Genomic DNA, 24,522 nt, shown 5'->3' on the forward strand with positions numbered 1-24,522 from the left:
CCTGGGGGCGTGCCTGAACAATCAGGAGTCGTGGTTAACTAAAGGCGCCAGTCGCGTTGCCATCCAGTCTGCAATAAACGGCTGCGCATCGCGGTTGGGATGGATGCCATCATCCTGCATCCATTGCGGTTTCAGATAGACCTCTTCCATAAAAAATGGCAGCAGAGGAACATCCAACTCCTTGGCAAGCTTAGGATAAATGGCGCTAAAGGCTTCATTATAGCGGCGACCGTAGTTAGCAGGGAGCCGAATTTGCATTAACAGCGGTTGCGCGTTGGCGGCTTTCACCGCCTGCACCACCTGGCGCAGCGTTTGCTCTGTTTGCTGCGGCGCGAAACCGCGCAGACCATCGTTACCGCCCAGCTCCACCAGCACCCAGCGCGGTTGATGCTCTTTAAGCAGCGCAGGCAGGCGCGCCAGCCCCTGCTGCGAGGTGTCGCCGCTGATGCTGGCGTTGATAACCGTCGGTTTTTGCTGCCATTTGTCATTGAGCAGCGCAGGCCACGCGGCATTCGCCGCCATGCGATACCCGGCGCTCAGACTGTCGCCAAGAATCAGTAACGTGTCCGCCGCCGCGGCGCGAAAGGTTAACAAAAGCAAAAACAGGAAGGGCAAATGCCAGCGGAAAACATTGTTGAAGTTCATCATCTTAAGAAGTCCGTCGGTCAGGGGGAGCATGAGCTTTCCATCCTTACCGGAGTTGAGCTGGTTGTCAAACCAGCCGAGACCATCGCCCTGATTGGCGAATCCGGCTCCGGAAAGTCCACCTTATTAGCGATCCTCGCCGGGTTAGACGATGGCAGTAGCGGCGAGGTGAACCTGCTCGGCAAACCTCTGCATAAGATGGATGAAGAGGCGCGCGCGCAACTACGTGCGCAAAATGTCGGCTTTGTTTTTCAATCCTTTATGCTCATTCCCACGCTAAATGCGCTGGAAAATGTTGAACTCCCGGCCTTGCTGCGCGGCGAAAACAGCAATCAAAGCCGCAGTAGCGCGAAAGCGTTACTGGAAGAGTTAGGGCTGGGTAAACGGTTGGATCATCTGCCTGCGCAGCTCTCCGGCGGTGAACAACAGCGGGTGGCGCTGGCTCGCGCGTTTAATGGCCGACCGTCGGTGCTGTTCGCCGATGAACCTACCGGCAATCTCGACCGGCAAACCGGCGACAAGATCGCTGATTTGCTCTTTTCCATGAATCAACAATATGGCACCACGCTGCTGCTGGTAACGCACGATCCGCAGCTTGCCGCGCGTTGCGATCGGCGGTTGCGGCTGGTCAATGGTGAACTGCGGGAGGATGTATGATAGCCCGTTGGTTCTGGCGCGAATGGCGCTCGCCGTCGCTGCTGATTGTCTGGATGGCGCTAAGTCTGGCGGTGGCTTGCGTGCTGGCGCTCGGCAACATCAGCGATCGTATGGAAAAAGGGCTCAGCCAGCAGAGCCGGGAATTTATGGCGGGCGACAGAGCGCTACGCAGCTCTCGTGAGATACCCCAGTCGTGGCTGGATGAAGCGCGAAAAACAGGGCTGCGAGTCAGCGAACAAATCAGTTTTGCCACCATGACTTTTGCTGGCGACACGCCGCAATTAGCCGATGTGAAAGCCGTTGATGAGATTTACCCCCTTTATGGTGAGCTGCAAACCAGCCCGGCGGGGTTAAAACCGCGAGCGGGAACGGTGTTACTGGCGCCACGGTTAATGGCGCTGCTCAATTTAAAAACCGGTGATGCTATTGATGTGGGGGATGCCACATTGCGTATCGCCGGAGAAGTGATACAGGAGCCGGATTCAGGCTTTAACCCTTTTCAGATGGCACCACGTCTGTTGATGAATATTGCCGATGTGGCGAAAACCGGTGCGGTGCAGCCGGGTAGCCGCGTCAGCTGGCGGGTAAAATTTGGCGGCACACCCGCGCAATTAGATGCATACGAAAAATGGTTGCTGCCGCAGTTAAAACCGGAGCACCGCTGGTACGGGCTGGAGCAGGATGAAGGCGCACTGGGCAAATCCTTGCAGCGTTCGCAGCAGTTCCTGTTGTTATCTGCGCTATTAACGCTGTTGCTGGCAATAGCTGCCGTCGCGGTGGCGATGGGGCACTATTGCCGTAGTCGCTACGATCTGGTGGCGGTACTGAAAACCCTTGGTGCGGGCCGCGCGCAATTACGCAAATTGATTGTCGGGCAGTGGTTAATGGTACTGGCGCTATCAGTGGTGACCGGTGGCGTCATCGGCCTGGTGTTCGAAAGCGTTTTAATGGTGCTGCTCAAGCCGGTGCTGCCTGCTGCGCTGCCGCCCGCAAGTTTGTGGCCGTGGCTGTGGGCGGTCGGGGCGATGGTGGTGATTTCGCTGCTGGTAGGGTTGCGGCCCTATCGCTTGCTGCTGGCGACGCAGCCGCTGCGTGTGCTGCGACGTGATGCGGTGGCCAATGTCTGGCCGCTGAAGCTCTACGTGCCGGTGATCTGCGCGGTAGCCGTGCTGCTACTCGGCTGGCTGATGGGCGGCAGTATGTTGCTGTGGGCTGTGCTGGCGGGGGCGGTGGTGCTGGCCTTGCTGTGCGGCGTGGTGGGCTGGCTGCTGCTTAATGTGCTCAAACGACTGACATTTAAAGCGCTGCCGTTGCGTCTTGCGGTGAACCGGCTGCTGCGTCAGCCGTGGTCAACGCTGAGCCAGCTTGCGGCGTTTTCGCTCTCCTTTATGTTGCTGGCGATGCTGCTGGTGCTGCGCGGCGATCTGCTGGACAGGTGGCAACAGCAGTTACCGCCGGAAAGCCCGAACTACTTTTTAATCAATATCGCGCCGGAACAGGTGACACCGCTGAAAGCGTTTCTTTCTGAGCACCATGTTGACGCCCAGGCATTCTTCCCGATTGTGCGCGCGAGGATGACGCAAATTAACGGCCAGTCGACGGAGGGCAACCAGGATGAGGCGCTGAACCGCGAACTCAATCTCACCTGGCTTCAGCAGCGCCCGGATCATAACCCGGTCACCGCAGGACACTGGCCGCCGAAAGACGGGGAGGTCTCGGTTGAGGAGGGGCTGGCGCAGCGGTTAGGCCTGAAGCTGGGCGACTCCGTGACGTTTATGGGCGATACGCAGGAATTCAGCGCCACCATCAGCAGCCTGCGCAAAGTGGACTGGGAAAGCCTGCGGCCAAATTTCTTCTTTATCTTCCCCCAGGGGGCGCTGGACGGCCAGCCGCAGAGCTGGCTCACCAGTTTCCGCTGGCAGAACGGCAACGGCATGTTAACGCAACTGAACCGGGAGTTCCCGACCATCAGCCTGCTCGATATTGGCGCGATTTTAAAACAGGTCGGTCAGGTGCTTGAGCAGGTCAGCCGGGCGCTGGAAGTGATGGTCGTGCTGGTCACGGCCTGCGGCGTGTTGCTTCTGCTCGCGCAGGTACAAGTCGGTATGCGTCAGCGTCACCAGGAGCTGGTGGTTTACCGCACGCTCGGCGCGGGCAAGCGGCTGCTGCGAACCACGTTATGGTGTGAGTTCGCGCTGCTGGGGCTGGTCTCCGGGCTGGTCGCGGCGATGGGCGCGGAAACCGCGCTGGCGGTGCTGCAAACGAGGGTGTTTGATTTCCCGTGGGAGCCGGACTGGCGTTTGTGGGCAACGTTACCGTTGTGCGGCGCGTTACTGCTTTCGCTATGCGGCGGCTGGCTTGGCGCGCGTTTGCTTAAAGGAAAAGCACTGTTTCGTCAATTCAGTAATTAATCCCTTCATCAATATTTGCTCAACGAAACGCATGCCGATAATTCTATCGGTGTGCGTCTGTTTCAAAGTGTAAAAGTTCCCCTGGCAATTATTTACCAGCACAAAACAACAAAAAAACCCCACCAAATAGAAGCTTTTAGACGTTAATATTTCGCCGCTAGTAACTTACTAGTGGTGTCTATCCATCAAGGAAAAACCATGAAAATAAAAACAACCGCCCTGGCGACAGCCATCGGCGCAGCAGTGGCATTGATGTCTTTTGCAACTCAGGCGGAAATTACTGTACTTAAGCAAGATCCGCAGGCCGGTAATCCGTTAAGCCGCCTGAACTTCACCGTTGGTGGTTCTATTCGTCCGCAGTTCGATAACATGATGGGCGACGGTGATAAAGGCTCCTTCAAACGCAACGGCTATGACGGTGGCACCCGTTTCCGTTTTGCGACCGATTACTACCTGTTCGATGATATTAGCTGGGTTAACTACTACGAGCTGGGTGTGAACATTCCGGCACTGTTCGACTGGGATAACCACTATGCAGACGGCGCGCATAATACCACCCGCCGTATGCTCTACACCGGTCTGAAAAGTAAGACCTGGGGTACGATGACCTTCGGTCAGCAGAACAGCGTGTACTACGATGTGGTCGGTGCGAAAACCGATATCTGGGATTACGACATGAAAGCCCAGGCTTCCGGTAACGGTATTAACGGCGATTACGACGGTTCCTACCGTTCACGTAAGATGCTGAAATACAAAAACACCTTCGGTGATGCTGACATTTATGCATCTTACCTGTTCTCTGATAACGATCTGCTGCGTGGCAATGGCCTGCGTTACAAACGTAAAGGCGGCGGTTCTCTGGGCGTGGATTACCACATTGCCAAAGATCTGACATGGGGTACGGCGTGGAACTATACCCAGGCCGATATGCGCAACGTCAACACCGGCGGCAGCGATACCTACAGCCAGAATATCTATGGCACCGCGCTGAGCTGGACGCCGGATAACTGGACCTTCTCCTTCGGTGGCGGCTGGTACGAAAACTATCTGACCACTGGTAAAAAAGATATTCATAACTACTTCGCGGGCGACGCGTGGGGTATTGAATACTTTGCCGGTTATAAAATCCCGGTCGGTCAGTACGCGCTTAAATACGTACAGCCGTACGTCATGGGTGACCGTCTGCAATACACCACTGGTCGTGATTACCAGCGTATTGATAACGGCGTGGGTGTGACCTTCCAGCTGGATTACGGTTTCCGTGTCGATTACGAACACGTATTCACCAGCAGCACCGACGACCTGGGCGACATGAACATCGTTCGTCTGCGTTACGACTTCTAAGAGGTCTGCATCAGCCGGGTTTAACGCTTCGTTTAAATCCGGCAATGCTTAGCAACAAAAAGCATAACGGAAGGCCAGAAAACCCATCATGGGCAGGGCTTTTCGTTATGCTTCATCGCCTTACCCCGCAAAGATCTCCCTGCCATTCAGTGACATAGTTCACAGCATGTTGAATTTATTTCAATTACCGCTGCGCTGTGTTTATGCCATCTTATTCAGCAGCCTTATCAATCAGGTGAAAATGGAACGCGCCGCACTGTACGTCGCGTCAACACAGCAGCTCAACTCGTTAGGGAGAATTTATGGGACGTCGTCTCAGCTTGCGCGCGACCTTCGGCGCGTTACTTCTGGCCTGCGGCTTACCGTTTGCTCACGCCAGCAGCGATCCGCACACCATCGTTTTCGGCGTCGCACCTGGACCATACGGCGATATGGTGAAACAGGCTATTGCGCCGTCGTTAAAAGAGAAAGGCTATAAAGTGGTGGTGCGTGAATTTAGCGATTACGTACAGCCGAATATGGCGCTGGCGAACGGCAGTATTGATGCCAACCTGTTCCAGCACAGCCTCTATTTTGACAAATTCACGACCGATAAAGGCCTGAAATTAACCAAGCTGATTACCGTGCCGACAGCGGGTATGGGCTTTTATTCACGCAAAATCAAAAGCCTGGATGAGTTGAAAAAGGGCGACATTGTGACGCTCTCCAATGACCCGACCAACCTGGCGCGCGGGCTGCGTTTCCTGCAATCGCTCGACCTTATCACTATCAAAGATAACATCGACCCGACTAAAGCCTCCGAGCGCGATATTGCCAGCAACCCGAAAGGGCTGGTGTTTAAACCGCTGGAAGCGGCGCAACTGCCGCGCACGCTGGACGGTGTGACCGCGTCGCTGGTGAATGGCAACTTTGCCATTGCCGCCGGGCTGAAACTCTCCTCTGCGCTCAAACAAGAGCATCTCGATGAGAACCTGAAAAACATCATTGCGGTGCGCACGGAAGACGCCGACAAACCGTTCGCGAAGGATATTGTCGGGGTGGTTAAATCGCCGGCTTACCGTGCAGTAATTGACGATCCGAACAATGTTTATGGTGCGTTCCAGAAACCAGACTGGATGCAGGGCACGGATAAAAAGTAACACTCCGGCTGATTTGACGGGCAGGCTGCGGCCTGCCTTTTGTCGTTTGAGGTTTGCATGATTGAAATCGAAAAAGTATGCGTGGATTTCCCCGCAGCGCGCGGCAGTACGAGCGCGACCCGGGCGGTAGAGGATGTCACGCTGCGTATTGCGCCGGGGGAGATCTTCGGCATTGTGGGCACCAGCGGCGCGGGCAAAAGTACGCTGCTGCGCACGCTGAATGCGCTGCAGCGCCCAAGCCAGGGCAGCGTCAAAATCAATGGTGTTGCTATTTCGGCGCTGGAAGGCATCACATTACGCAAAGCGCGCCAGCGCATAGGCATGATATTCCAGCACTTCAACCTGATGCATACCCGCACCGTGGCGCAAAATGTGGCTTTCAGCCTGAAAGCGGCGGGATGGGAACGCAGTAAAATCGCCCCGCGCGTGGCGGAGATCCTGCAACTGGTAGGCTTAAGCGATAAAGCCAGTCGCTACCCGGTGCAACTCAGTGGCGGGCAGAAGCAGCGGGTCGGTATTGCGCGCGCCATCGCTAATCACCCGGATGTTTTGCTATGTGATGAGCCAACCTCGGCGCTGGATCTGGAAACTTCCGCCACCATTCTGGCCCTGCTCAAGCAGATCAATGAACAACTGGGGATCACCATTGTGCTGATCACCCACGAGATGAACGTGATCAAATCGATCTGCGATCGGGTGGCGGTGATGTCTGGCGGCAAAGTGGTGGAGGAGGGCGACGTGTTTGATATTTTTGCCCATCCGCAGCACCCCTTCACCCGCCAACTGGTGTCGCACACGCTCAATTTGACCTTGCCGGAGCGTTTGCAACAGCATCTGCCAGGGCAATTATTGAAGATCCTGTTTATTGGTGACTCCGCTGAGCAGCCGGTGCTCTCTGACGCGGCGGTAAAATTTGGCGTCGCGGTTAATATTCTGCACGGCAAAATTGAGTATATCGGCGAGCGGGCGCTGGGCATTCTGGTGGTGCAACTGACGTCGGTGGAAAACCCGGCGGCAGTAAGTGACGCCGTGGACTATATTCGCAACCGTACCGCGCAGGTGGAGGTGATCCGTGGATGATTTAATGGCCGATCTGAGCCTCGCCTTTGGCGAAACTTTCCAGATGTTAAGCATCTCGACGGTGCTGGCGATTGTCGGCGGTTTGCCGCTCGGTTTCCTGATTTTCGTTACCGACAGGCACCTGTTCTGGCAAAACCGCGCGGTCTATCTGGTGAGCACGGTGCTGGTGAATATTATCCGCTCGGTGCCGTTTGTGATCCTGTTGGTGCTGCTGTTGCCGGTGACGCAGTTTTTGCTCGGCAACACTATTGGACCGATTGCCGCGTCGGTGCCGCTGTCTGTGGCGGCGATTGCCTTTTATGCACGGCTGGTCGACAGCGCCCTGCGCGAGGTGGATAAAGGCATTATTGAAGCGGCGGAAGCCTTTGGTGCCAGCCCGCTGCGCATTATCTGTACCGTGCTGCTGCCGGAAGCCAGCGCGGGTCTGCTGCGCGGCCTGACCATTACCCTCGTCAGCCTGATTGGGTATTCCGCGATGGCCGGGATTGTCGGCGGTGGTGGTGTGGGCGATTTGGCGATCCGCTACGGCTATTACCGTTATGAAACCCAGGTGATGATCGTAACGGTTATCGCGCTGATTATTCTGGTGCAGATAGTCCAGGTACTGGGAGACTGGCTGGCGAAACGCGCCGATAAACGCGATCGGCATTAAGCCGTGTGTGCCGCCAGCCAGGCCGCTACTTCTGCAAAAGTGCCGCGAAAGCGAATGGCTTTCGCGCGCTTCTCAAGCTGGTAGCGGTACATTGGATCGTAGTACTCCTCCAGCAACGGCACCAGCCACGCGAAGTGTTCCTCGGTACTGCCGCTGCGCTGCTGCTGGCTCAGCGCGTTCTCCAGATGTCGCGCCAATTCCGCGTAACGCTGTAATCCCAGGCGGCGGCGAATGGCAAAAAGCCCGTGACGCAGATATTCGGCATACTGACGCCAGCCCTCTTCCTCACCGTCGCGGGTGATAAACGCCGCGTGCATCTCTACGAAATAGTCGACGCGCAAACGCTCCAGGCGTTGTGCAAAGGGATCTTCCACTACCACCAGCGGCGATTGCGCCATTCTCTCGCGCACCACGGCTGGCAGATGGTTCGCCCCAATCGCGGCGCTTTCGTCTTCCAGCAGCCAGAACGCGGGTGTCACTTTCAGTAGCGCCGCTGCCAGCTGGTTTTCGAAACTGGCTTGCGAGCGCTGCGGTTGCAGCGTCCGGCCAAACGAGGAACCACGATGCCGGGCGAGCCCTTCAAGATCGATGCCATTACGCTGCGAACGCACCAGCAACGTTTTGCCGCTTCCCGTGCAGCCACCCACCAGCAGCGCCGGGCGTTGCATGCACTGTTGAGTTGCTTCGATGGCGGCCTGGCGCAGCGCTTTATAACCGCCGACCACCAGCGGATAGTCCACTTGGCATTCTCGCAGCCATTGCTGAACGATATGCGAACGCTGACCGCCGCGGGCGCAACAAAGATAACCCTGCGGATATTGCGCGCAGGCTTGCCGCCATGCTTCGATGCGTTGTTCACGGGTTTCGCCACTGACCAGTTGATGCCCCAGACGAAGCGCGGCTTCTGCGCCTTCGCGTTTATAGCAAGTGCCTACCGCTGCGCGTTCATGGTCGTTCATTAAGGGCAGATTGATAGCCGCGGGCATGGCACCTTTGGCGAACTCAACCGGTGCACGAACATCAATAAGAGGCGTTTCATCCCGCAGGAGGGCGAGATAATCCGTGGTGTCGTTCATTGGGCTTCCTTCTGCAAAACGCTGGTGGTAATCCCACCAGCGTGCAGATTTTACGCCCCGAACAAGGGAGATCAATTCCCCGGCGGGAGATTACTGCAGTTTTGACTGTGCCCAGGCAATGCCGCTCGCGTACTCGGGCGGCAGCAGTGGCACCAGCGCTTCCAGCGTGGCACTCAGACGCGCCATGTCATCATCGTTCAGGTTCAAATGACCTACTTTGCGCCCCGGACGTACCTCTTTGTCGTACCAGTGCAAATGCACCAGCGGCAGTTTCAACCAGTCGTAATTCAGATCGCTGCCAATCAGGTTGATCATCACCGACGGGCTGTTGACCACCGGCGGCGGTAACGGCAGATCCACCACCGCGCGCAGATGCAGTTCAAACTGGCTGATAGAAGCACCGTTCTGCGTCCAGTGGCCGCTGTTGTGTACGCGCGGCGCCAGCTCGTTAATCAGCAACCCACCCGGTGTGACAAAGCACTCCATCGCCATCACGCCGACGTAGTTCAGCTCATGCATGATGGCGGAAAGCATGTTTTCCGCCTGCTGTTGCTGAGCGGCGTTAGCCTGCGGGAAAACCACGCTGGTACGCAAAATGCCATCCTGATGCAGGTTATGCGTCAACGGGTAGAAAACGGTGCTGCCATCACGCGCGCGCGCGCCGACCAGCGATACTTCACCGGAAAAATTGATGCCCTGTTCGACAATGCACTCGCCGTAGCAGTCGTCCGGCAGTTGATCCGTTTCGCCTGTGCGTAAACGCCACTGCCCACGACCGTCATAGCCCCCCACGCGGCGCTTAACAATCGCCAGCTCGCCCAAGCGGGAAAACACGGCGGGCCATTCGCTTTTATCCGCCAGCAACTGCCACGGTGCGGTAGCCAGTTCGAGTTTGTCGAATAACTGTTTTTGCGTCAGGCGATCGGCAATGATCGGGAACACATCGCGGTTAACAAACGCCGGATGGCGCGCCAGCTCGCGCGTTAACGCTGTTTCCGGCCAACGCTCAATTTCGGCGGTGATAACACTCTGTTGAAACGGCACCGCTTCCGGTGCGTCATCCAGCCCAACCGGCCAGACCGCGATGTTGAGCGGTTCACCGGCCTGGCGCAACATCCGGCCAAGCTGGCCGTTGCCTAATACGCAAACCTGTTTCATGCCGCGCCTCTCGGATCCGGATTATCCAGCACCTCATCGGTCTGAGATTTGCGCCAGTCCGCCAGACGCTGGTGCAGTTGCGCGTCATGCTGCGCCAGGATCTGTGCGGCCAGCAGCGCGGCGTTGGCCGCACCGGCTTTGCCAATTGCCAGCGTTCCCACCGGAATGCCGCGCGGCATCTGCACAATAGAGTAAAGGCTGTCCACACCGCTTAACGCAGCGCTTTGTACCGGCACACCCAGTACCGGCACCAGTGTTTTCGCCGCGATCATGCCCGGCAGATGCGCCGCGCCGCCGGCACCGGCAATAATCACCTGGTAACCATTTTGTTCCGCACTTTCGGCGAAGCTAAACAGTTTATCCGGGGTGCGGTGTGCGGAGACGATTTCAACATGGTGCGGAACGTTCAGGGTATCGAGGATTTCTGCGGCGAATTGCATGGTGGCCCAGTCGCTTTTCGAGCCCATAACAATGGCGATGCGCGCCGGTTGGTTGCTTGAAGACATACGTCTCAAAACTCCTGTGGGTGTGCTTCAGACTACATAAGAGGGCACAGAGAATAGCATGTAAAACGGGCAAGGAAAACGGTTGCGTAGCGATGTTTCGCGCGTTTGACGCGTAATCACAAGCGTATTCAGAAAGGGAAATGAATCAGTTCGACATCGCTGTCGCTGACGCGCACCATCGAACCTTCGCTGTGCCATGCGCCCAAAACGGCACGGTATGCGGGCGCGTTATTCGCGGTGAGTTCATGCACTGCCGGGCGATGGGTATGACCGTGGATCAACCACTGCACCTGGTGTTTTTCCATGGCTTCCACCACGGCGTGCTGGTTTACATCCATAATCGAAAGCGACTTGCTGCTGTTGGCGGCTTTACTGCCGGCGCGCATTTTCGCGGCGATACGTCGGCGAATAAACAGTGGCAGGGTGAGGAACAGCTTTTGCAGCCAGGGCTGGTGCACTTTGGCGCGAAAGGCCTGATAACCGGCATCATCGGTGCAGAGCGTATCGCCATGCATAATCAGCACATTACGGCCATACAAATTGAGCACCTGTTCCTGAGGTAACAACTGCATACCGCAGGCTTGCGCGAAGCGTTGACCGAGCAGGAAATCGCGGTTGCCGTGAATGAAATAGCAGGGAACACCGCTATCGACAACGGCTTTGATCGCCTGGGCTATTTGCTGATGTAGCGGGTTCGGATCGTCGTCGCCAATCCACGCTTCAAACAGATCGCCCAAAATGTAGAGCGCATCGGCTTCACGCGCTGTACCGGCCAAAAAACGCAGAAAACCGGCGGTGATCGCCGGTTCTTCTGTTTGCAGATGCAAATCTGCGATAAAGAGTGTCGCCACCAATTACTCGCTGACGTCCACGCTTTCAATCACCACGTCTTCTTTCGGCACGTCCTGGTGCATGCCGCTGCGACCGGTGGAAACGCCTTTGATCTTGTCAACAACGTCCATGCCTTCAACTACTTCGGCAAACACGCAGTAGCCCCAGCCCTGCATGCTTTCGCCGCTGAAGTTCAGGAAGTCGTTATCAGCCACGTTGATGAAGAACTGTGCGGTAGCGGAGTGCGGAGCCTGAGTACGCGCCATGGCCAGCGTACCACGGGTGTTTTTCAGACCGTTGTTGGCTTCGTTTTTGATTGGGTCTTTGGTGACTTTCTGGTTCATGCCCGGTTCGAAACCGCCGCCCTGAATCATAAAGCCATTGATAACACGGTGGAAAATCGTGTTGTTGTAGAAACCTTCACGGCAGTAGTCCAGGAAGTTTTTAACTGTTTCAGGCGCTTTGTCATCAAAGGTTTTGATTACGATGTCGCCGTGATTAGTGTGGAAAGTAACCATTATTGCATCCTGTTCTGATAGTGTAGTGCGTAGACCCGCCAGTGGGTCAGAGATAGTCGCTTGTTATAGCATAACCGCGAGGCTGGATCACCTTGCAAAGTGTGCTGCTTCGGGTTTGAATTACGGGTAATATATGCGGTTTTCGTTCCACACACGTCCACATGGAATCTTCGATGTTAAAAATCTTTAATACACTGACGCGCCAAAAAGAGGAATTCAAACCTATCCATGCCGGGGAAGTCGGCATGTACGTGTGTGGTATTACCGTTTACGATCTCTGTCATATCGGTCACGGCCGTACCTTTGTCGCTTTTGACGTGGTATCCCGCTATTTGCGCTTTCTCGGCTATAAGCTGAAATATGTCCGCAATATTACCGATATTGACGACAAAATCATTAAGCGCGCTAATGAGAATGGCGAAAGTTTTGTCGCGCTGGTCGACCGAATGATCGTTGAGATGCATAAGGATTTTGACGCGCTCAATATCCTGCGCCCGGATAGCGAACCGCGCGCAACGCACCATATTGCAGAAATTATTGAAATCACACAGCGTCTGCTGGATCGCGAACATGCGTACGTGGCTGAAAACGGCGATGTGATGTTCTCGGTGCCGACGGATCCGACTTATGGTCAGCTTTCGCGTCAGGATCTGGATCAGTTGCAGGCGGGGGCTCGCGTCGAAGTCGCGGAAGTAAAACGCAACCCGATGGACTTCGTGCTGTGGAAAATGTCCAAGCCTGGCGAGCCGAGCTGGCCATCGCCGTGGGGCGAAGGGCGTCCCGGCTGGCACATTGAGTGTTCGGCGATGAACTGCAAACAGCTGGGTTCGCATTTCGATATCCACGGTGGCGGTTCCGATCTGATGTTCCCGCACCACGAAAACGAAATCGCCCAGTCAACCTGTGCGCATGACGGCGAGTACGTAAATTACTGGATGCACTCCGGCATGGTGATGGTTGATCGCGAGAAGATGTCAAAATCGCTCGGCAACTTCTTTACCGTGCGTGACGTGCTGAAGTATTACGACGCGGAAACCGTGCGCTACTTCCTGATGTCCGGTCACTATCGCAGCCAGTTGAACTACAGCGAAGAGAACCTGAAACAGGCGCGTTCTGCGCTGGAGCGTCTGTACAACGCGCTGCGTGGTACGGATAGCAATAACGCCGAACATCGTTATTTTGAGAACGGTGAATTGTTCCAGAAACGCTTCTGCGACGCCATGGATGACGACTTCAACACCCCGGAAGCCTATTCCGTGCTGTTTGACCTCGCGCGCGAAGTGAATACGCTGAAACATGACGGGGATGCGCTGGGCGCAAATGCGGCGGCGAAAAAGCTGCGTGAACTGGCGGGCGTTTTGGGTCTGCTGGAGCAGGATCCGGATCTCTTCCTGCAAAGCGGCGCGCAGGCGGATGACAGCGAAGTGGCTGAGATCGAAAAGCTTATCCAGCAGCGCCTCGATGCGCGTAAAGCGAAAGACTGGGCGGCAGCCGATGCCGCGCGTGACCGTCTGAACGAGATGGGTATCGTGCTGGAAGATGGCCCGCAGGGCACGACCTGGCGTCGTAAGTAAGAAAAAAAGCGGCTTCGGCCGCTTTTTTGTTGTCCCTTCAAAACCACTGGCGGTGGTCGATATTTATCCCCGCCGCATTTTCCATAACAGCAGCACCAGAATCACACCCGGCAGCCACACCCACAGCAACTCCGAAATGATCACCTGGTGACCATACGGTGTGTTATAGCGCGACAGCGCAAACGGCGCGACTTTGATCACCTGCCATGGCGCAAAGAACCGTTCATCCGACCACGGCCACAGCCAGCCGACGCCTTTCCCACCGGTAGTGATGGAATCCAGCAGGCTGTGCGACAGCAGCGACACGGTGAGAAACGCCCAGCAGCGCGCCAGACTCGCTTTGAAGTATTTTCGCCCAAACCAGGTCACCAATAGCGGCACCACAAAAGCAAACAGCAACGAGTGGGTAAACCCGCGGTGGCCGAAAACATTGCCGTAAGCGACACCGAATTTAAACGCCAGCACATCGGCATCGGGCAACATGGCAAGCCCTATCCCCGCCAGCAGTAAGCCGCGAGGGATCACTTTATTGCCAAGCCCCAACCCCAGACAAAGCGGGACAGCAGCATGTGTAACAATCGTTGGCATAACGCAGGTCTCTGAAGAAAAAAGAAATTATAGCCGAAGCGCCAGGCGGGTAAACTGCGGGGTTTTCTGAATCTTTTCTCATCAAAACAGAACCGGGCTGGCTGGTTTTAAGCCGACGTGAGGTTACCGCTCGCGAGGACGCCGCTGTCTGCCCGACGTGTTCGGATTACGCGGACTCGCGGGCAATCAGCTGGCCGGAAAGCGTGATGCGCTGCGTTTGCAACTCGGGCTCTTTCAGCTTGCGAATGATCAAGCCCGTCGCCTGGCGTCCGGTCTCTTCACTGGCGGACGAAACATAAGTAAAGGAAGGCGAGGTGAGATTGACGTGCAGCATATCTTCAAAGCCGACGAGCGCCACTTGCTGAGAGAGGAACACATCTTTGCCCACCGTATGCCCGGTCTGGTGGATCCCGGCGATGGAGCCAATCATGGCATCCGGCGAGTGGCAGAGCAGGGCGGTAATAGTGCTATTTTTTTCCAGTAACTGGCGGACAGCGTAGCTTGCCGCGCGGGTATCGTCGCTGCAGGCCGGAGTAGCTTCTTCGCGTACTACCAGCCCGTTCTGCGTCATTGTGGTGCGAAACCCCAGCAGACGTTGCTGGCGCATTAAATCGCCTTCAATGCCGCCAATATAGGCAATATTGCGGTGCCCGCGTTCGATGAGATAGCGTGTCGCCAGGCTGGCGGCCTGACGGTTATCGCGCATGACCAGGTTGCACGCTTCATTGAGCAGTGACTGTGACACCACCACCAGCGGCAGCGGGCAGTCGCGAATTTGGGCGGGAAGCGTTGAGCTGCGCGTATCGGAGGCGAGATAAATCACCCCGGCAACCCCTTGTTGTTTGAAAGACAGCAGGCAGCGTTCCAGGTGATCGCCATCGTTGAGCGGCTGACCGAGAAAAACCATGTAACCCTGTTTTTCCAGCTCCTGCACGATGCTGGCCATCACTTTTATCGAGAAGCTGTCGCTGAAATCGCGCAGGATAAGCCCAATCAGGTTGGAGGTATTGGCACGCAGATTCGCGGCAGCAACATTGTGAACATAGCCAAGCGCATCGATAGCGGCATGGACTTTAGCGATCGTCGCTTGTGATATTTTCCCTTTCTGGCGCAGCACCAGCGAGACGGTGGAAACGGAAACGCCCGCCTGTTTAGCGACATCAATGATGCTGACTTTCTTCAAACTCGCTCCCTGATTTTCCCGGTTTTCCACCTGATATGGCGCGTACTGGACGCGCCAATCCGGTATCTTATTATTTGCCGATCATTGTGGACATGGTCTGGGCGATAAATTGCGCCCTCGCACCGAAAATAACCTGAATACCGCTATCACCGACAAATACTACGCCGCGCGCGCCCAGGCCATTAAGGCCATCTTTATCCACCATTTCACTTTTCGCCACTTCCAGGCGCAAACGGGTGATACAGGAACCGACGGAGTCGATATTTTGCGCACCGCCCAGCATGGCGATGATCTCGGTTGCCAGTTCGCTGTCAGTTTTATCATCTGCCACAGCGGTAACTTCCGTGCGTCCCGGCGTTTTCACGTCGAAGCGACGGATCACAAAACGGAAGGTGAAGTAATAAATCAGCGCCATCGGGATGCCAACGATCACCGCGTTAAGGAAGTTGGTCTGATAACCGTTAAACGACGGCAGGATGCCGAATGACAAGTAGTCGATAAATCCGGCGGAGAAGGATTTCGCGATGTGCGCGTGCAGCAGGTACATCGTCATATACGCCAGACCGGCCATAATGGCGTTAAAGACGTAAAGAATAGGCGCGACGAAGATAAAGGTGAATTCAACCGGCTCGGTAATGCCGGTCAGGAAGCAGGTCAGCGCCGCAGAGAAGAGAATACCGAACGCGATCTTCTTATTGCGGGTGTGCGCTTCGTGGTACATCGCAAGGCAGGCCGCAGGCAGCGCAAACAGCATCAGCGGGAACTCACCCTGCATAAACTTACCGGCGTTCTGGTAGGTATCACTGCTAAAGGATTTTACGCCTTCTTCCAGCATTTTGAACCAGATAGTCTGATCGCCATGGATCACCTGGCCGGCCTGCGTGGTGTAATCGCCAAACGAATACCAGAACGACGGATACCAGATATGGTGCAGACCGAGTGGGATCAGCGCGCGTTCCACTAAACCGAAAATAAACGTCGACGCGGCCTGATTATCGCCGTTGACGATAACGGAAAGCGCATCGATGCCCGCCTGAATATGTTGCCAGACATAGGGCAGCAGCAGGCCGAGCACAAAGGATAAGAATGCGGTAGCGATGGCAACAAAACGCTTACCAGAGAAGAAGCCGAGGAACTCCGGTAACTGCATGGTGTGGAAGCGGTTATAACACCAGGCGGCAAGAATACCGCAGATCAGCCCGCCAAAAACGCCCATTTGCAGGGTAGGAATGCCGACCACCATGGCATATTTTCCGCCCTGCGAGGCCATTTCCGGCGTGATACCTAACATGGTGCCGATAGTGATATTGGTAATGAACACCGATACCGCGGCTGAAAGCGCCGCAATACCCGATTCTGAAGCGAGACCAACCGCCGAACCGATGGCGAACAACATCGGCAGGTTATCGAAGATAACGCCACCTGCGTTCATCATCAGCGGCAGGTGAAATTTATCGCCGAAAGCAAGTAACAGACCTGCGGCTGGCAGCAACGAGATTGGCAACATTAACGCGCGGCCAATCATCGACAACTTAGACAATGATTTAACAAACCCTGATATCAGACTCATGCTGATTTCCCCCGAAGTAGCGCTCTTTTGGCGCCGTTATTGTTAGTAGAACGTTTTAGTAGAACGTTCTACTCATCGTGAGATAAGTCGTAACGGGCTGCAACTAAATTTTCACATTTAGCCAGATGAATTAATGATTCTTTGAGGTTGATCGGTAATTAACCGTGATGACGGCAGGGGGAAGGAGAAAGAAGGTGCCGGGCTGCGGTGATGCGACACCCGGCTTGCTACGCGTGATTACGCGATGACGGTAACGCTTTGGCCTTCAAAACTCACCGTTTGACCGGCGACGATTTTGCAGCGTTTGCGCGTTTCAACCGCGCCATCCACTTTGACAAAGCCATCGGCAATGGCGATTTTCGCCTGTGCGCCGCTTTCGCTCCAGCCTTCGAGTTTCAGCAGATCGCACAGCTCAACGTGCGGATGTTTACCGAGAGAAAATGTTGCCATCTTATACGCCTTTTACATCATGGTATTCTTCACACGCCTGCAGCGTGTTCTGGATCAGGGTGGCGACCGTCATTGGGCCAACGCCACCCGGTACCGGCGTAATATACGCTGCTCGCGCGGCGGCTTCTTCATAAATCACATCGCCTACGACTTTGCCGTTTTCCAGACGGTTAATACCGACATCAATCACAATCGCGCCTTCTTTGATCCACTCGCCGGGAATAAAGCCCGGTTTACCCACGGCGACAATCAGCAGGTCGGCGTTTTCAACGTGCTGGCGCAGATTTTTAGTGAAGCGGTGCGTCACGGTGGTGGTGCAACCGGCCAGCAGCAGTTCCATGCTCATCGGACGGCCAACGATATTGGACGCGCCAATCACCACGGCGTTGAGGCCGAAGGTGTCAATGTTGTAACGCTCCAGCAGCGTGACAATACCGCGTGGCGTGCACGGGCGCAGACGCGGCGCACGCTGGCAAAGGCGGCCTACGTTATACGGGTGGAAACCATCTACGTCTTTGTCCGGCGCGATGCGTTCCAGCACTTTCACATTGTCGATGCCCGCAGGCAGCGGCAACTGCACCAGAATACCGTCAATGGCGGTATCGGCGTTCAGCTTGTCGATAAGCGCCAGCAGTTCCGCTTCGCTGGTGGTTTCCGGGAGATCGTAAGAGCGGGAGATGAAACCCACTTCCTCACAGGCTTTGCGCTTGCTGCCGACATAAATTTGTGATGCCGGGTTGCTGCCAACCAGTACGACCGCCAGGCCCGGAGCGCGAAATCCTGCCGCGACGCGCGCCCGAACTTTTTCAGCAACCTCAGAGCGCACCTGCTGCGCAATCGTTTTACCATCAATAATCTTTGCTGCCATCAGAGAGAGGATTCCATCTGTCATATCAACTAAGGGGATGGCGGCTATTTTGTCAGAAGCGCGGCGCGCTGTCAGTCACCGTTTGCGGATTTCGCCGCCGCTGCGCCTGAAATCTCAGCAGATCAAGGGCTTCGCCGTTGCTGGTTGTTAACCAAATTTCAACAATTCATCACCCTTAAGAAAGTCCGCTATTAAGCCACTGTTACAGGCGTTTACGGCTATTTCTTATCCCTTTAATAAATAAAAGCCAGGCCTTTTCTTAAGCCCGAATAAGAACAGACCTGGTGTAATGACAGTAATGGCGAATATTTTAACTTTTACGAAATCACTACTGTCGTGCTGTGGCTAGTTGTTATGTCCACAGAGAAAAATATTGGGTGTTTTCCCAGGGAAGAAATGGGAAGCGAATAAGTTGTTCCCGATGCGTTATATCTTCACAGGAAAAGATTCTTTCATCTGGTATTTAGCGTATTCAAGTCTCAAACGGTTTTCGGCAGGATGTCGGAATCGCAACTTTTTATTTCAAGGAGAATATTATGAAAATGAAATTAATGGCTAGTTCTGTTGCAGCTGGATTGATGCTGATGGCAGGTGCCGTACAAGCAGACACCGTAAGCGGCGGTAATATACATTTTGACGGGGAACTGGTGAACGCAGCATGCGCGGTCAGCACTGCTTCCGCCGACCAGACAGTGACGCTGGGGCAATATCGCACCGCTTCATTCCCGGATGTGGGGGCAACCAGCGGCTCTGTACCGTTCAACATTGTGCTTAATGACTGCGATCCTGCCATCTTCCCGACGGCTTCTGTCGCGTTCTCGGGCCAGGCCGATGCCGCCGATAATACGCTACTGGCGGTCACCTCCAGTGACAACAGTGCAACGGCAAGCGGGGTGGGGATCGAAATTCTTGATAATGCCTCGAAAACACTGAGCCCGGACGGCGCAAGCTTCTCCACCGCTCAGGCGCTGCTTGAAGGTACCAACACATTACACTTCTCCGCACGTTACAAAGCCACCAGCGCGACCGCGACACCAGGGCAGGCAAATGCGGATGCGACGTTCATCATGAAATACGAATAACCCATTACTTCCAGGGATGACATGGCCTCAGGGACGAGGCGCTTGACAATGTAATGCGAGAAATTATTCATGATGAGGACAGGTCTCACGCTGGCGCTGTTTGATCAAAAGCAGCGACACAGCATGCCGCTCTCTTATTTCCCCACGATCGCTAATGAAGTGGCAATCCATTTTTATGCACGCTACCGCGCGATTACAGAGCGTATTACGACACGACGTTTACATTCTGTTGTCTGGTTTCCGCTGGTCTACCCCTGACATATTTCTTATGGCCCGCATAATATTCTGAAGAGTTATTTGCGCTATGAACATTTTTTTAAAATCAGGTTGGATTATCAGTCTTTTATTATCTATCGCGCTGCCAGTAAAAGCCGCTGGGGGAATAGCGCTTGGCGCAACCCGGGTTATTTATCCTGCCGGGGATAAGCAGACCTCGCTTTCTATTTCTAATAGCGATGGAAAAGCACGTTTTCTGGTGAATTCATGGGTGGAAAATAGTCGTGGAGAAAAAGAAAAAACGTTTGTCGTGACCCCGCCGCTGTTTGTTAGCGAGCCGGAAAGTGAAAACACGCTGCGTATTATCTACGCCGGGCAACCGTTACCCGACGACCGCGAATCTCTGTTCTGGTTGAGCGTAAAAGCGATTCCATCGGTGAACAAAGAGAATGCCACAGACAAAAACGTGCTGCAGTTGGCTGTTCTCTCTCGCATAAAGCTATTTGTTCGCCCGAAAAGTCTATCGGGGTTAACAGAGGATGCGTCTGCGAAACTGCAGTTTTCGCGTCTCGATAAACACCTGAACATCACTAATCCCTCCGCGTATTACATCACTCTGGTGAATGTTCGTATGGGCAAACAGAGGCTCGACAATGTCATGGTTGCGCCTAAAGGCCGCACTCAGTTGCTTATTCCGCCTGATGTTCAGGGCGGAGTGACTTTCCAGACGGTGAATGATTACGGCGCGCTGACGCCGGTGAAAACCGTTGGTCTGCCATAACAGAGACAAATGACAGGGATGCCTATGAATAAGCGCACGTCTCCTTCAGCTTACTCACGGCTGGCGTTGTCGCTGCTGGCGGTGTTGCACCCGGCGATGAGCCGCGCTGAGAACTACTTCAACCCGGCGTTTTTATCAGAGGATGCCGCTGCCGTTGCCGATTTATCACGCTTTGAAAAAGGTAACCAGCCGCCGGGCGTTTATCGGGTGGATATCTGGCGCGATGGTGAATTTATCGCCACCCAGGATCTGCGTTTCGATATTGCCCATCACGGGGCGACGCCCGCTTCCGGTGGTCTGATGCCATGCTTCACGCTCGATTTGCTCAAGCGGTTGGGCGTTAATATTCGCGCTTTTCCGGCGCTGCTCACCGACAAAGGTGACGCCTGTATCGATATCACGACCGCTATACCGGGGGCTGAAGCTGTTTTTGATTTCTCAGCAATGCGGCTGAATATTGGGTTACCCCAGGCTTCGATGCTGAACAGCGCGCGCGGTTACATTCCTGCCGAGGAGTGGGACGAAGGCATTACCGCCGGGTTGCTTAACTATAGCTTTACAGGGAGCCACAGCACCGGCAGCAATAACGGTTTTCTGAGCTTACAAAGCGGGCTGAATTATGGCCCATGGCGGTTGCGTAATAATGGTGCCTGGCGCTACAGCAGCAGCGGAGCGGGACACACCCGCAGCTGGAAGACCATCGGAAGCTGGTTGCAACGTTCCCTTATCCCGCTGAAAAGCGAGCTGGTGATGGGCGACAGTAATACCGGCAGCGACGTGTTTGATAGCCTCGGTTTTCGCGGGGTGCGCCTTTACTCTTCCGATAATATGTTTCCCGATAGCCTGCAAGGTTACGCGCCAACCGTACGCGGCATTGCGCGCACGCCTGCCAAATTAACCATCCGCCAGAACGGTTATGTCATTTATCAGAGTTATGTCTCGGCGGGTGCTTTTGTGATTTCTGATCTGAACCCTACCTCATCCAGCGGCGATCTGGACGTTACCGTCGATGAGAAAGATGGCCGTCAACAACGTTACACGGTGCCGTATTCGACGGTGCCGATCCTGCAACGTGAAGGACGCTTTAAATATGACCTCGTGGCCGGGAATTTTCGCAGCGGCAACGATCAACAATCTTCCCCTTCTTTTGTTCAGGGGAGCGTGATCGGCGGCCTGGCGGGCGGTTACACCGCCTATGGCGGAACCCAACTGGCAAAGCGTTATAACGCCTTTGTGCTGGGGGCTGGCAAAAACCTTGGCGGCTGGGGGGCGATATCGCTCGATTTTACCCAGGCACGCAGTGAACTGGCGGATGGCAGTACGCATCAGGGGCAATCGTTGCGCTTTTTGTATGCCAAATCACTCAACCAATATGGCACCAACTTTCAGCTACTCGGGTATCGCTACTCAACGCGCGGTTTTTACACGTTGAGTGATGTCGCCTATCGCCGCATGGAGGGTTATGAGTATGAAGATCAGGACGAAAGTGAGGGGGGACGGAAGCCAAAACCGGTGCTTGTTAGCTATCACAACCTCAACAACAACAGAAAAGGGCGCTTTCAGGTCAATATCTCGCAAAACCTGGGGGATTACGGCTCGTTGTATATTTCCGGCAGCCAACAAACTTACTGGAACAATGTTAAGCCCAGCAGTTGGTATCAGATTGGTTACGCCAGCGGCTGGCGGGGGATAAGCTACTCGCTTACCTGGTCGTGGAATCGCTCACCCGGCATCAATAATACGGATCGTATTATTGCGTTGAATCTTTCCGTACCGTTTAGCGCTTTGAGCGGGCAGCGCTTCAGCCGGGGAAGCGCGCTGGATCACACGTATGCCAGCCTTAACGCTAGCCGTAACAGCAATGGACAAAATAGCTGGCAGAGCGGGGTTGGCGGCACCTTACTTGAAGGACGTAACCTTAGTTACATCGTAAGCCAGGGGCACAGCAGCACAAGTGGTTACAGCGGCAGCGCCAGTGCCAACTGGCAGGCCGGCTGGGGCACGCTCGGCCTCGGTTATAACTACGATCCCTACCAGCACGAATATAACTGGCAGCTTGGCGGTGGCGTGGTCGCGCACGCCGACGGGGTAACTTTTGGCCAGCCGCTTGGCGATACCAACGTACTTATCAAAGCGCCGGGCGCGCAGGGCGTGCGGGTGGAAAATCAGACCGGGGTGCAAACCGACTGGCGAGGCTACGCCATCGTCCCTTATGCCTCCGTTTATCGATACAACCGCATTGCGCTTGATACCAACACGATGGATAACCACACCGATGTGCAAAACAGCGTCAGTAGCGTCGTGCCCACGCAGGGCGCGCTGGTCCGCGCCAGCTTTGACACCCGGATTGGCGTACGCGCGCTGATTACGCTTATGCGCGGCGATCGCCCGGTGCCGTTTGGTTCGGTGGTACGTGAAACCGGCAGCGGCGTGACCAGCATGGTGGGCGAGGACGGACAGGCGTATTTAAGCGGTTTGCCATTGCAGGGTGAACTGTTGGTGCAGTGGGGAGACGGCACGCAATCGCGCTGCCTTGCTCGCTACTCCTTACCGGAAGACAGCCTGCAACAGGCGGTGGTGATGACAAGCGCCCGTTGTGAACAAGGATGATTTTATGAACAAATTTCATGCACTGCTTTGCGGCTTGTTGTTACTGGCAGCGACGTCGGCGCAGGCCACAATTTGTGTGAACGCGAAGGGCATACCGACAGATATCTATTATGACCTGTCGAACCTGTTTACCAGCGGGAATAACCATGTTGGTGAGGTGGTGACGTTGCCGGAAAAATCCGGCTGGGTTGGCGTCCAGGCTATCTGTCCTGCCGGCACCAAAGTGAATTACACCTACCGAAGCTATGTCTCTGACTTGCCGATACATACCATCGATGGCGGTTACAAATACATGAGGTTAAATGATTATCTGGAAGGGGCGATGAGCATCACCGATGATTACGCCGGCATCTTTTTCCCGCCGAGAAATTTTATCCGCATGGGAACACACCCCAACGTACCCAATCAGAAACCTTTTGGTGTAATGGACTCGAAGCTTATCTTTAAACTTAAAGTGGTGCGGCCGTTTATCAATATGGTGCCGATCCCGCGCCAAACCATGTTCAGGGTATATGTCACCAGTACGGACATCGATGCCCTCACGGTACCGGTCTATACCATTAGCTACAGCGGCAAAGTGGAAGTGCCGCAAAGCTGCAAACTCAATGCAGGCCAGGTCGTTGAATTTGAGTTTGATAAAATTGGCGCCGCGCTCTTTAGCCAGGCCGGGCCGGGGAACCGCCCGAACGGCGTTGATCCGCAAATTAAAACCGTGGCAATAGCGTGCACCAATGTTGACGCGCAGGCCTATCTTTCGATGCGTCTGGAAGCGGAAAAAGCCAGTGGGCAGGTAATGGTTTCTGATAACCCTGATGTGGGGTTTGTCGTGGCCGACCGTGAGGGCAATCCGCTTACCCCCAACACGCTGGGTAGCAAAATCCCTTTCCAGCTTGATGACAACGCCGCTGCGCGTGTTGATATCAGTGCGTGGCCGGTCAGCGTCACAGGTTTCAAACCCGCCGAGGGCGATTTTGTGGCGCGGGGCTATTTGCGCGTTGATTATGATTAAGGAGCCGTGATGTTTATCAAACCACGCCATGTCATGCTCGTTGGCTGCTGGCTGAGCCCGTTTGCGATCGCCGATACGCCGCTTGGAGAAATCAACATTCAGTTACGCGCAACGGTAGTGGACTTTACATGCTATGCCGAGACGGCCGACAACGACAAAACGGTGCAATTAGGACGTTGGCCAACCAAACAGCTGCAAAATGCGGGTAATACCACGCCACTGGTACCTTTTAGCTTGCGGTTAGTGGGGTGCCCGCCAGGTAGCGCATCGATCACCTTTTCGGGGAAAGCCGCCAGCAACCCGGCACTGCTGGCGTTAAAAGATAGCGTGATGGCACAGAAAGTGGCTATTGAGCTGCGCGACAGAGATCGTACGCCGCTAGCGCTGGCGACAGCCAGCCAGGATATAGCCGTGGACAGCAATGGCAATGCAACGCTGCAGTTCTACGCAAATTACATCGCGCTGGCAGATAATCCTGTACCCGGTACGGCAAATGCCGATGCCACTTTCGCGATTAATTACTATTAATTTTATTTTCAATAAAGCATACGCCCGGTAATCTTTTTCCGGGCGT

24 protein-coding genes are annotated in these 24,522 nt (G+C 55.0%); 13 read left to right on the top strand and 11 right to left on the bottom strand.

The genetic code is table 11. The annotated features are described in order from the left end of the window. Positions 1–21: 21 nt before the first annotated feature. Positions 22–645, bottom strand: a complete 624-nt coding sequence (tesA, locus tag RT644_RS14120; protein WP_020456831.1) for a multifunctional acyl-CoA thioesterase I/protease I/lysophospholipase L1 — start codon at positions 643–645, stop codon at positions 22–24. Between tesA and ybbA the strand changes: the two genes are divergently transcribed. The 6 genes from ybbA (at position 616) to RT644_RS14150 (ending at position 7,928) form a co-directional block, all read left to right on the top strand. Continuing rightward, complete coding sequence (gene ybbA / locus RT644_RS14125) at positions 616–1,302, top strand: putative ABC transporter ATP-binding protein YbbA (protein WP_313627095.1); 687 nt, start codon at positions 616–618, stop codon at positions 1,300–1,302. The genes tesA and ybbA overlap by 30 nt on opposite strands. Continuing rightward, positions 1,299–3,713 (top strand): putative ABC transporter permease subunit YbbP, encoded by a 2,415-nt coding sequence (gene ybbP, locus RT644_RS14130; RefSeq protein WP_313627096.1) that lies wholly within the window; start codon positions 1,299–1,301, stop codon positions 3,711–3,713. Before ybbA ends, ybbP begins: the two co-directional genes overlap by 4 nt. A gap of 198 nt (positions 3,714–3,911) precedes the next feature. After that, a complete protein-coding gene (locus RT644_RS14135; protein ID WP_020456834.1) occupies positions 3,912–5,057 on the top strand; it encodes a porin in 1,146 nt (381 codons plus the stop codon). 302 nt (positions 5,058–5,359) lie between these two features. Continuing rightward, positions 5,360–6,196 carry a MetQ/NlpA family ABC transporter substrate-binding protein gene (locus tag RT644_RS14140; protein WP_313627097.1) on the top strand — a complete coding sequence of 279 codons (837 nt, stop codon included), beginning with the start codon at positions 5,360–5,362 and terminating at the stop codon, positions 6,194–6,196. Between the two features lie 57 nt (positions 6,197–6,253). After that, positions 6,254–7,276, top strand: coding sequence for a virulence-associated ABC transporter ATP-binding protein SfbB (sfbB, locus tag RT644_RS14145; protein WP_313627098.1), 1,023 nt, complete (start codon positions 6,254–6,256; stop codon positions 7,274–7,276). Next, on the top strand, positions 7,269–7,928 hold the full coding sequence (locus tag RT644_RS14150; RefSeq protein WP_020456837.1) for a methionine ABC transporter permease: 660 nt from the start codon (positions 7,269–7,271) through the stop codon (positions 7,926–7,928). The genes sfbB and RT644_RS14150 overlap by 8 nt, the downstream gene beginning before the upstream one ends. Here the strand turns inward: RT644_RS14150 and mnmH are convergent. The 5 genes from mnmH to ppiB all read right to left on the bottom strand — a co-directional run bounded on the left by mnmH (position 7,925) and on the right by ppiB (position 12,017). Further along, positions 7,925–9,004, bottom strand: a complete 1,080-nt coding sequence (gene mnmH / locus RT644_RS14155; protein WP_313627099.1) for a tRNA 2-selenouridine(34) synthase MnmH — start codon at positions 9,002–9,004, stop codon at positions 7,925–7,927. The two genes, RT644_RS14150 and mnmH, sit on opposite strands and share 4 nt — an antisense overlap. Before the next feature lie 90 nt (positions 9,005–9,094). Further along, positions 9,095–10,162 (bottom strand): 5-(carboxyamino)imidazole ribonucleotide synthase, encoded by a 1,068-nt coding sequence (purK, locus tag RT644_RS14160; RefSeq protein ID WP_313627100.1) that lies wholly within the window; start codon positions 10,160–10,162, stop codon positions 9,095–9,097. Next, positions 10,159–10,668 (bottom strand): 5-(carboxyamino)imidazole ribonucleotide mutase, encoded by a 510-nt coding sequence (purE, locus tag RT644_RS14165; RefSeq protein ID WP_020456841.1) that lies wholly within the window; start codon positions 10,666–10,668, stop codon positions 10,159–10,161. The genes purK and purE overlap by 4 nt, the downstream gene beginning before the upstream one ends. Before the next feature lie 128 nt (positions 10,669–10,796). Next, the gene (gene lpxH / locus RT644_RS14170) at positions 10,797–11,519 is read right to left on the bottom strand and encodes a UDP-2,3-diacylglucosamine diphosphatase (RefSeq protein ID WP_313627101.1); all 723 of its coding nucleotides are present in this window, start codon (positions 11,517–11,519) and stop codon (positions 10,797–10,799) included. A 3-nt stretch (positions 11,520–11,522) separates the two neighbouring features. Then, positions 11,523–12,017 carry a peptidylprolyl isomerase B gene (gene ppiB, locus RT644_RS14175; protein ID WP_020456843.1) on the bottom strand — a complete coding sequence of 165 codons (495 nt, stop codon included), beginning with the start codon at positions 12,015–12,017 and terminating at the stop codon, positions 11,523–11,525. A 173-nt stretch (positions 12,018–12,190) separates the two neighbouring features. Here ppiB and cysS point away from each other — a divergent pair, with 173 nt between their 5' ends. Then, positions 12,191–13,591, top strand: a complete 1,401-nt coding sequence (cysS, locus tag RT644_RS14180) for a cysteine--tRNA ligase (RefSeq protein ID WP_020456844.1) — start codon at positions 12,191–12,193, stop codon at positions 13,589–13,591. Between the two features lie 63 nt (positions 13,592–13,654). Here the strand turns inward: cysS and RT644_RS14185 are convergent, their stop codons facing one another. From RT644_RS14185 to folD, 5 genes are all read right to left on the bottom strand, one after another. Continuing rightward, positions 13,655–14,179 (bottom strand): metal-dependent hydrolase, encoded by a 525-nt coding sequence (locus tag RT644_RS14185; protein WP_313627102.1) that lies wholly within the window; start codon positions 14,177–14,179, stop codon positions 13,655–13,657. Between the two features lie 166 nt (positions 14,180–14,345). Beyond that, on the bottom strand, positions 14,346–15,362 hold the full coding sequence (gene malI / locus RT644_RS14190) for a Mal regulon transcriptional regulator MalI (protein WP_313627103.1): 1,017 nt from the start codon (positions 15,360–15,362) through the stop codon (positions 14,346–14,348). Between the two features lie 70 nt (positions 15,363–15,432). Further along, positions 15,433–16,932: a PTS transporter subunit EIIC gene (locus tag RT644_RS14195; RefSeq protein WP_044489584.1), complete on the bottom strand. Its 1,500-nt coding sequence runs from the start codon at positions 16,930–16,932 to the stop codon at positions 15,433–15,435. A gap of 237 nt (positions 16,933–17,169) precedes the next feature. Next, positions 17,170–17,382: a ribosome-associated protein YbcJ gene (ybcJ, locus tag RT644_RS14200; protein WP_045509114.1), complete on the bottom strand. Its 213-nt coding sequence runs from the start codon at positions 17,380–17,382 to the stop codon at positions 17,170–17,172. A gap of 1 nt (position 17,383) precedes the next feature. Next, positions 17,384–18,250: a bifunctional methylenetetrahydrofolate dehydrogenase/methenyltetrahydrofolate cyclohydrolase FolD gene (gene folD / locus RT644_RS14205; RefSeq protein WP_020456848.1), complete on the bottom strand. Its 867-nt coding sequence runs from the start codon at positions 18,248–18,250 to the stop codon at positions 17,384–17,386. Positions 18,251–18,786: 536 nt separating this feature from the next. Between folD and fimA the strand changes: the two genes are divergently transcribed. The 6 genes from fimA to sfmF all read left to right on the top strand — a co-directional run bounded on the left by fimA (position 18,787) and on the right by sfmF (position 24,476). After that, a complete protein-coding gene (fimA, locus tag RT644_RS14210) occupies positions 18,787–19,332 on the top strand; it encodes a type 1 fimbrial major subunit FimA (RefSeq protein ID WP_020456849.1) in 546 nt (181 codons plus the stop codon). 69 nt (positions 19,333–19,401) lie between these two features. Next, positions 19,402–19,590, top strand: a complete 189-nt coding sequence (locus RT644_RS14215; RefSeq protein WP_114413889.1) for a hypothetical protein — start codon at positions 19,402–19,404, stop codon at positions 19,588–19,590. Positions 19,591–19,636: 46 nt separating this feature from the next. Then, a complete protein-coding gene (gene fimC / locus RT644_RS14220; protein WP_313627104.1) occupies positions 19,637–20,329 on the top strand; it encodes a type 1 fimbria chaperone FimC in 693 nt (230 codons plus the stop codon). A 24-nt stretch (positions 20,330–20,353) separates the two neighbouring features. Then, positions 20,354–22,939 carry a fimbrial biogenesis usher protein gene (locus RT644_RS14225; protein ID WP_313627105.1) on the top strand — a complete coding sequence of 862 codons (2,586 nt, stop codon included), beginning with the start codon at positions 20,354–20,356 and terminating at the stop codon, positions 22,937–22,939. A gap of 4 nt (positions 22,940–22,943) precedes the next feature. After that, complete coding sequence (gene fimH, locus RT644_RS14230; protein ID WP_097406240.1) at positions 22,944–23,948, top strand: type 1 fimbria D-mannose specific adhesin FimH; 1,005 nt, start codon at positions 22,944–22,946, stop codon at positions 23,946–23,948. A gap of 9 nt (positions 23,949–23,957) precedes the next feature. Then, on the top strand, positions 23,958–24,476 hold the full coding sequence (sfmF, locus tag RT644_RS14235) for a fimbria assembly protein (RefSeq protein WP_097406239.1): 519 nt from the start codon (positions 23,958–23,960) through the stop codon (positions 24,474–24,476). Positions 24,477–24,522 lie beyond the last annotated feature (46 nt).

Origin of the sequence: Kosakonia sp. (assembly GCF_032104925.1) — a bacterium.
In the GTDB taxonomy this organism is placed as follows: Bacteria; Pseudomonadota; Gammaproteobacteria; order Enterobacterales; family Enterobacteriaceae; genus Kosakonia.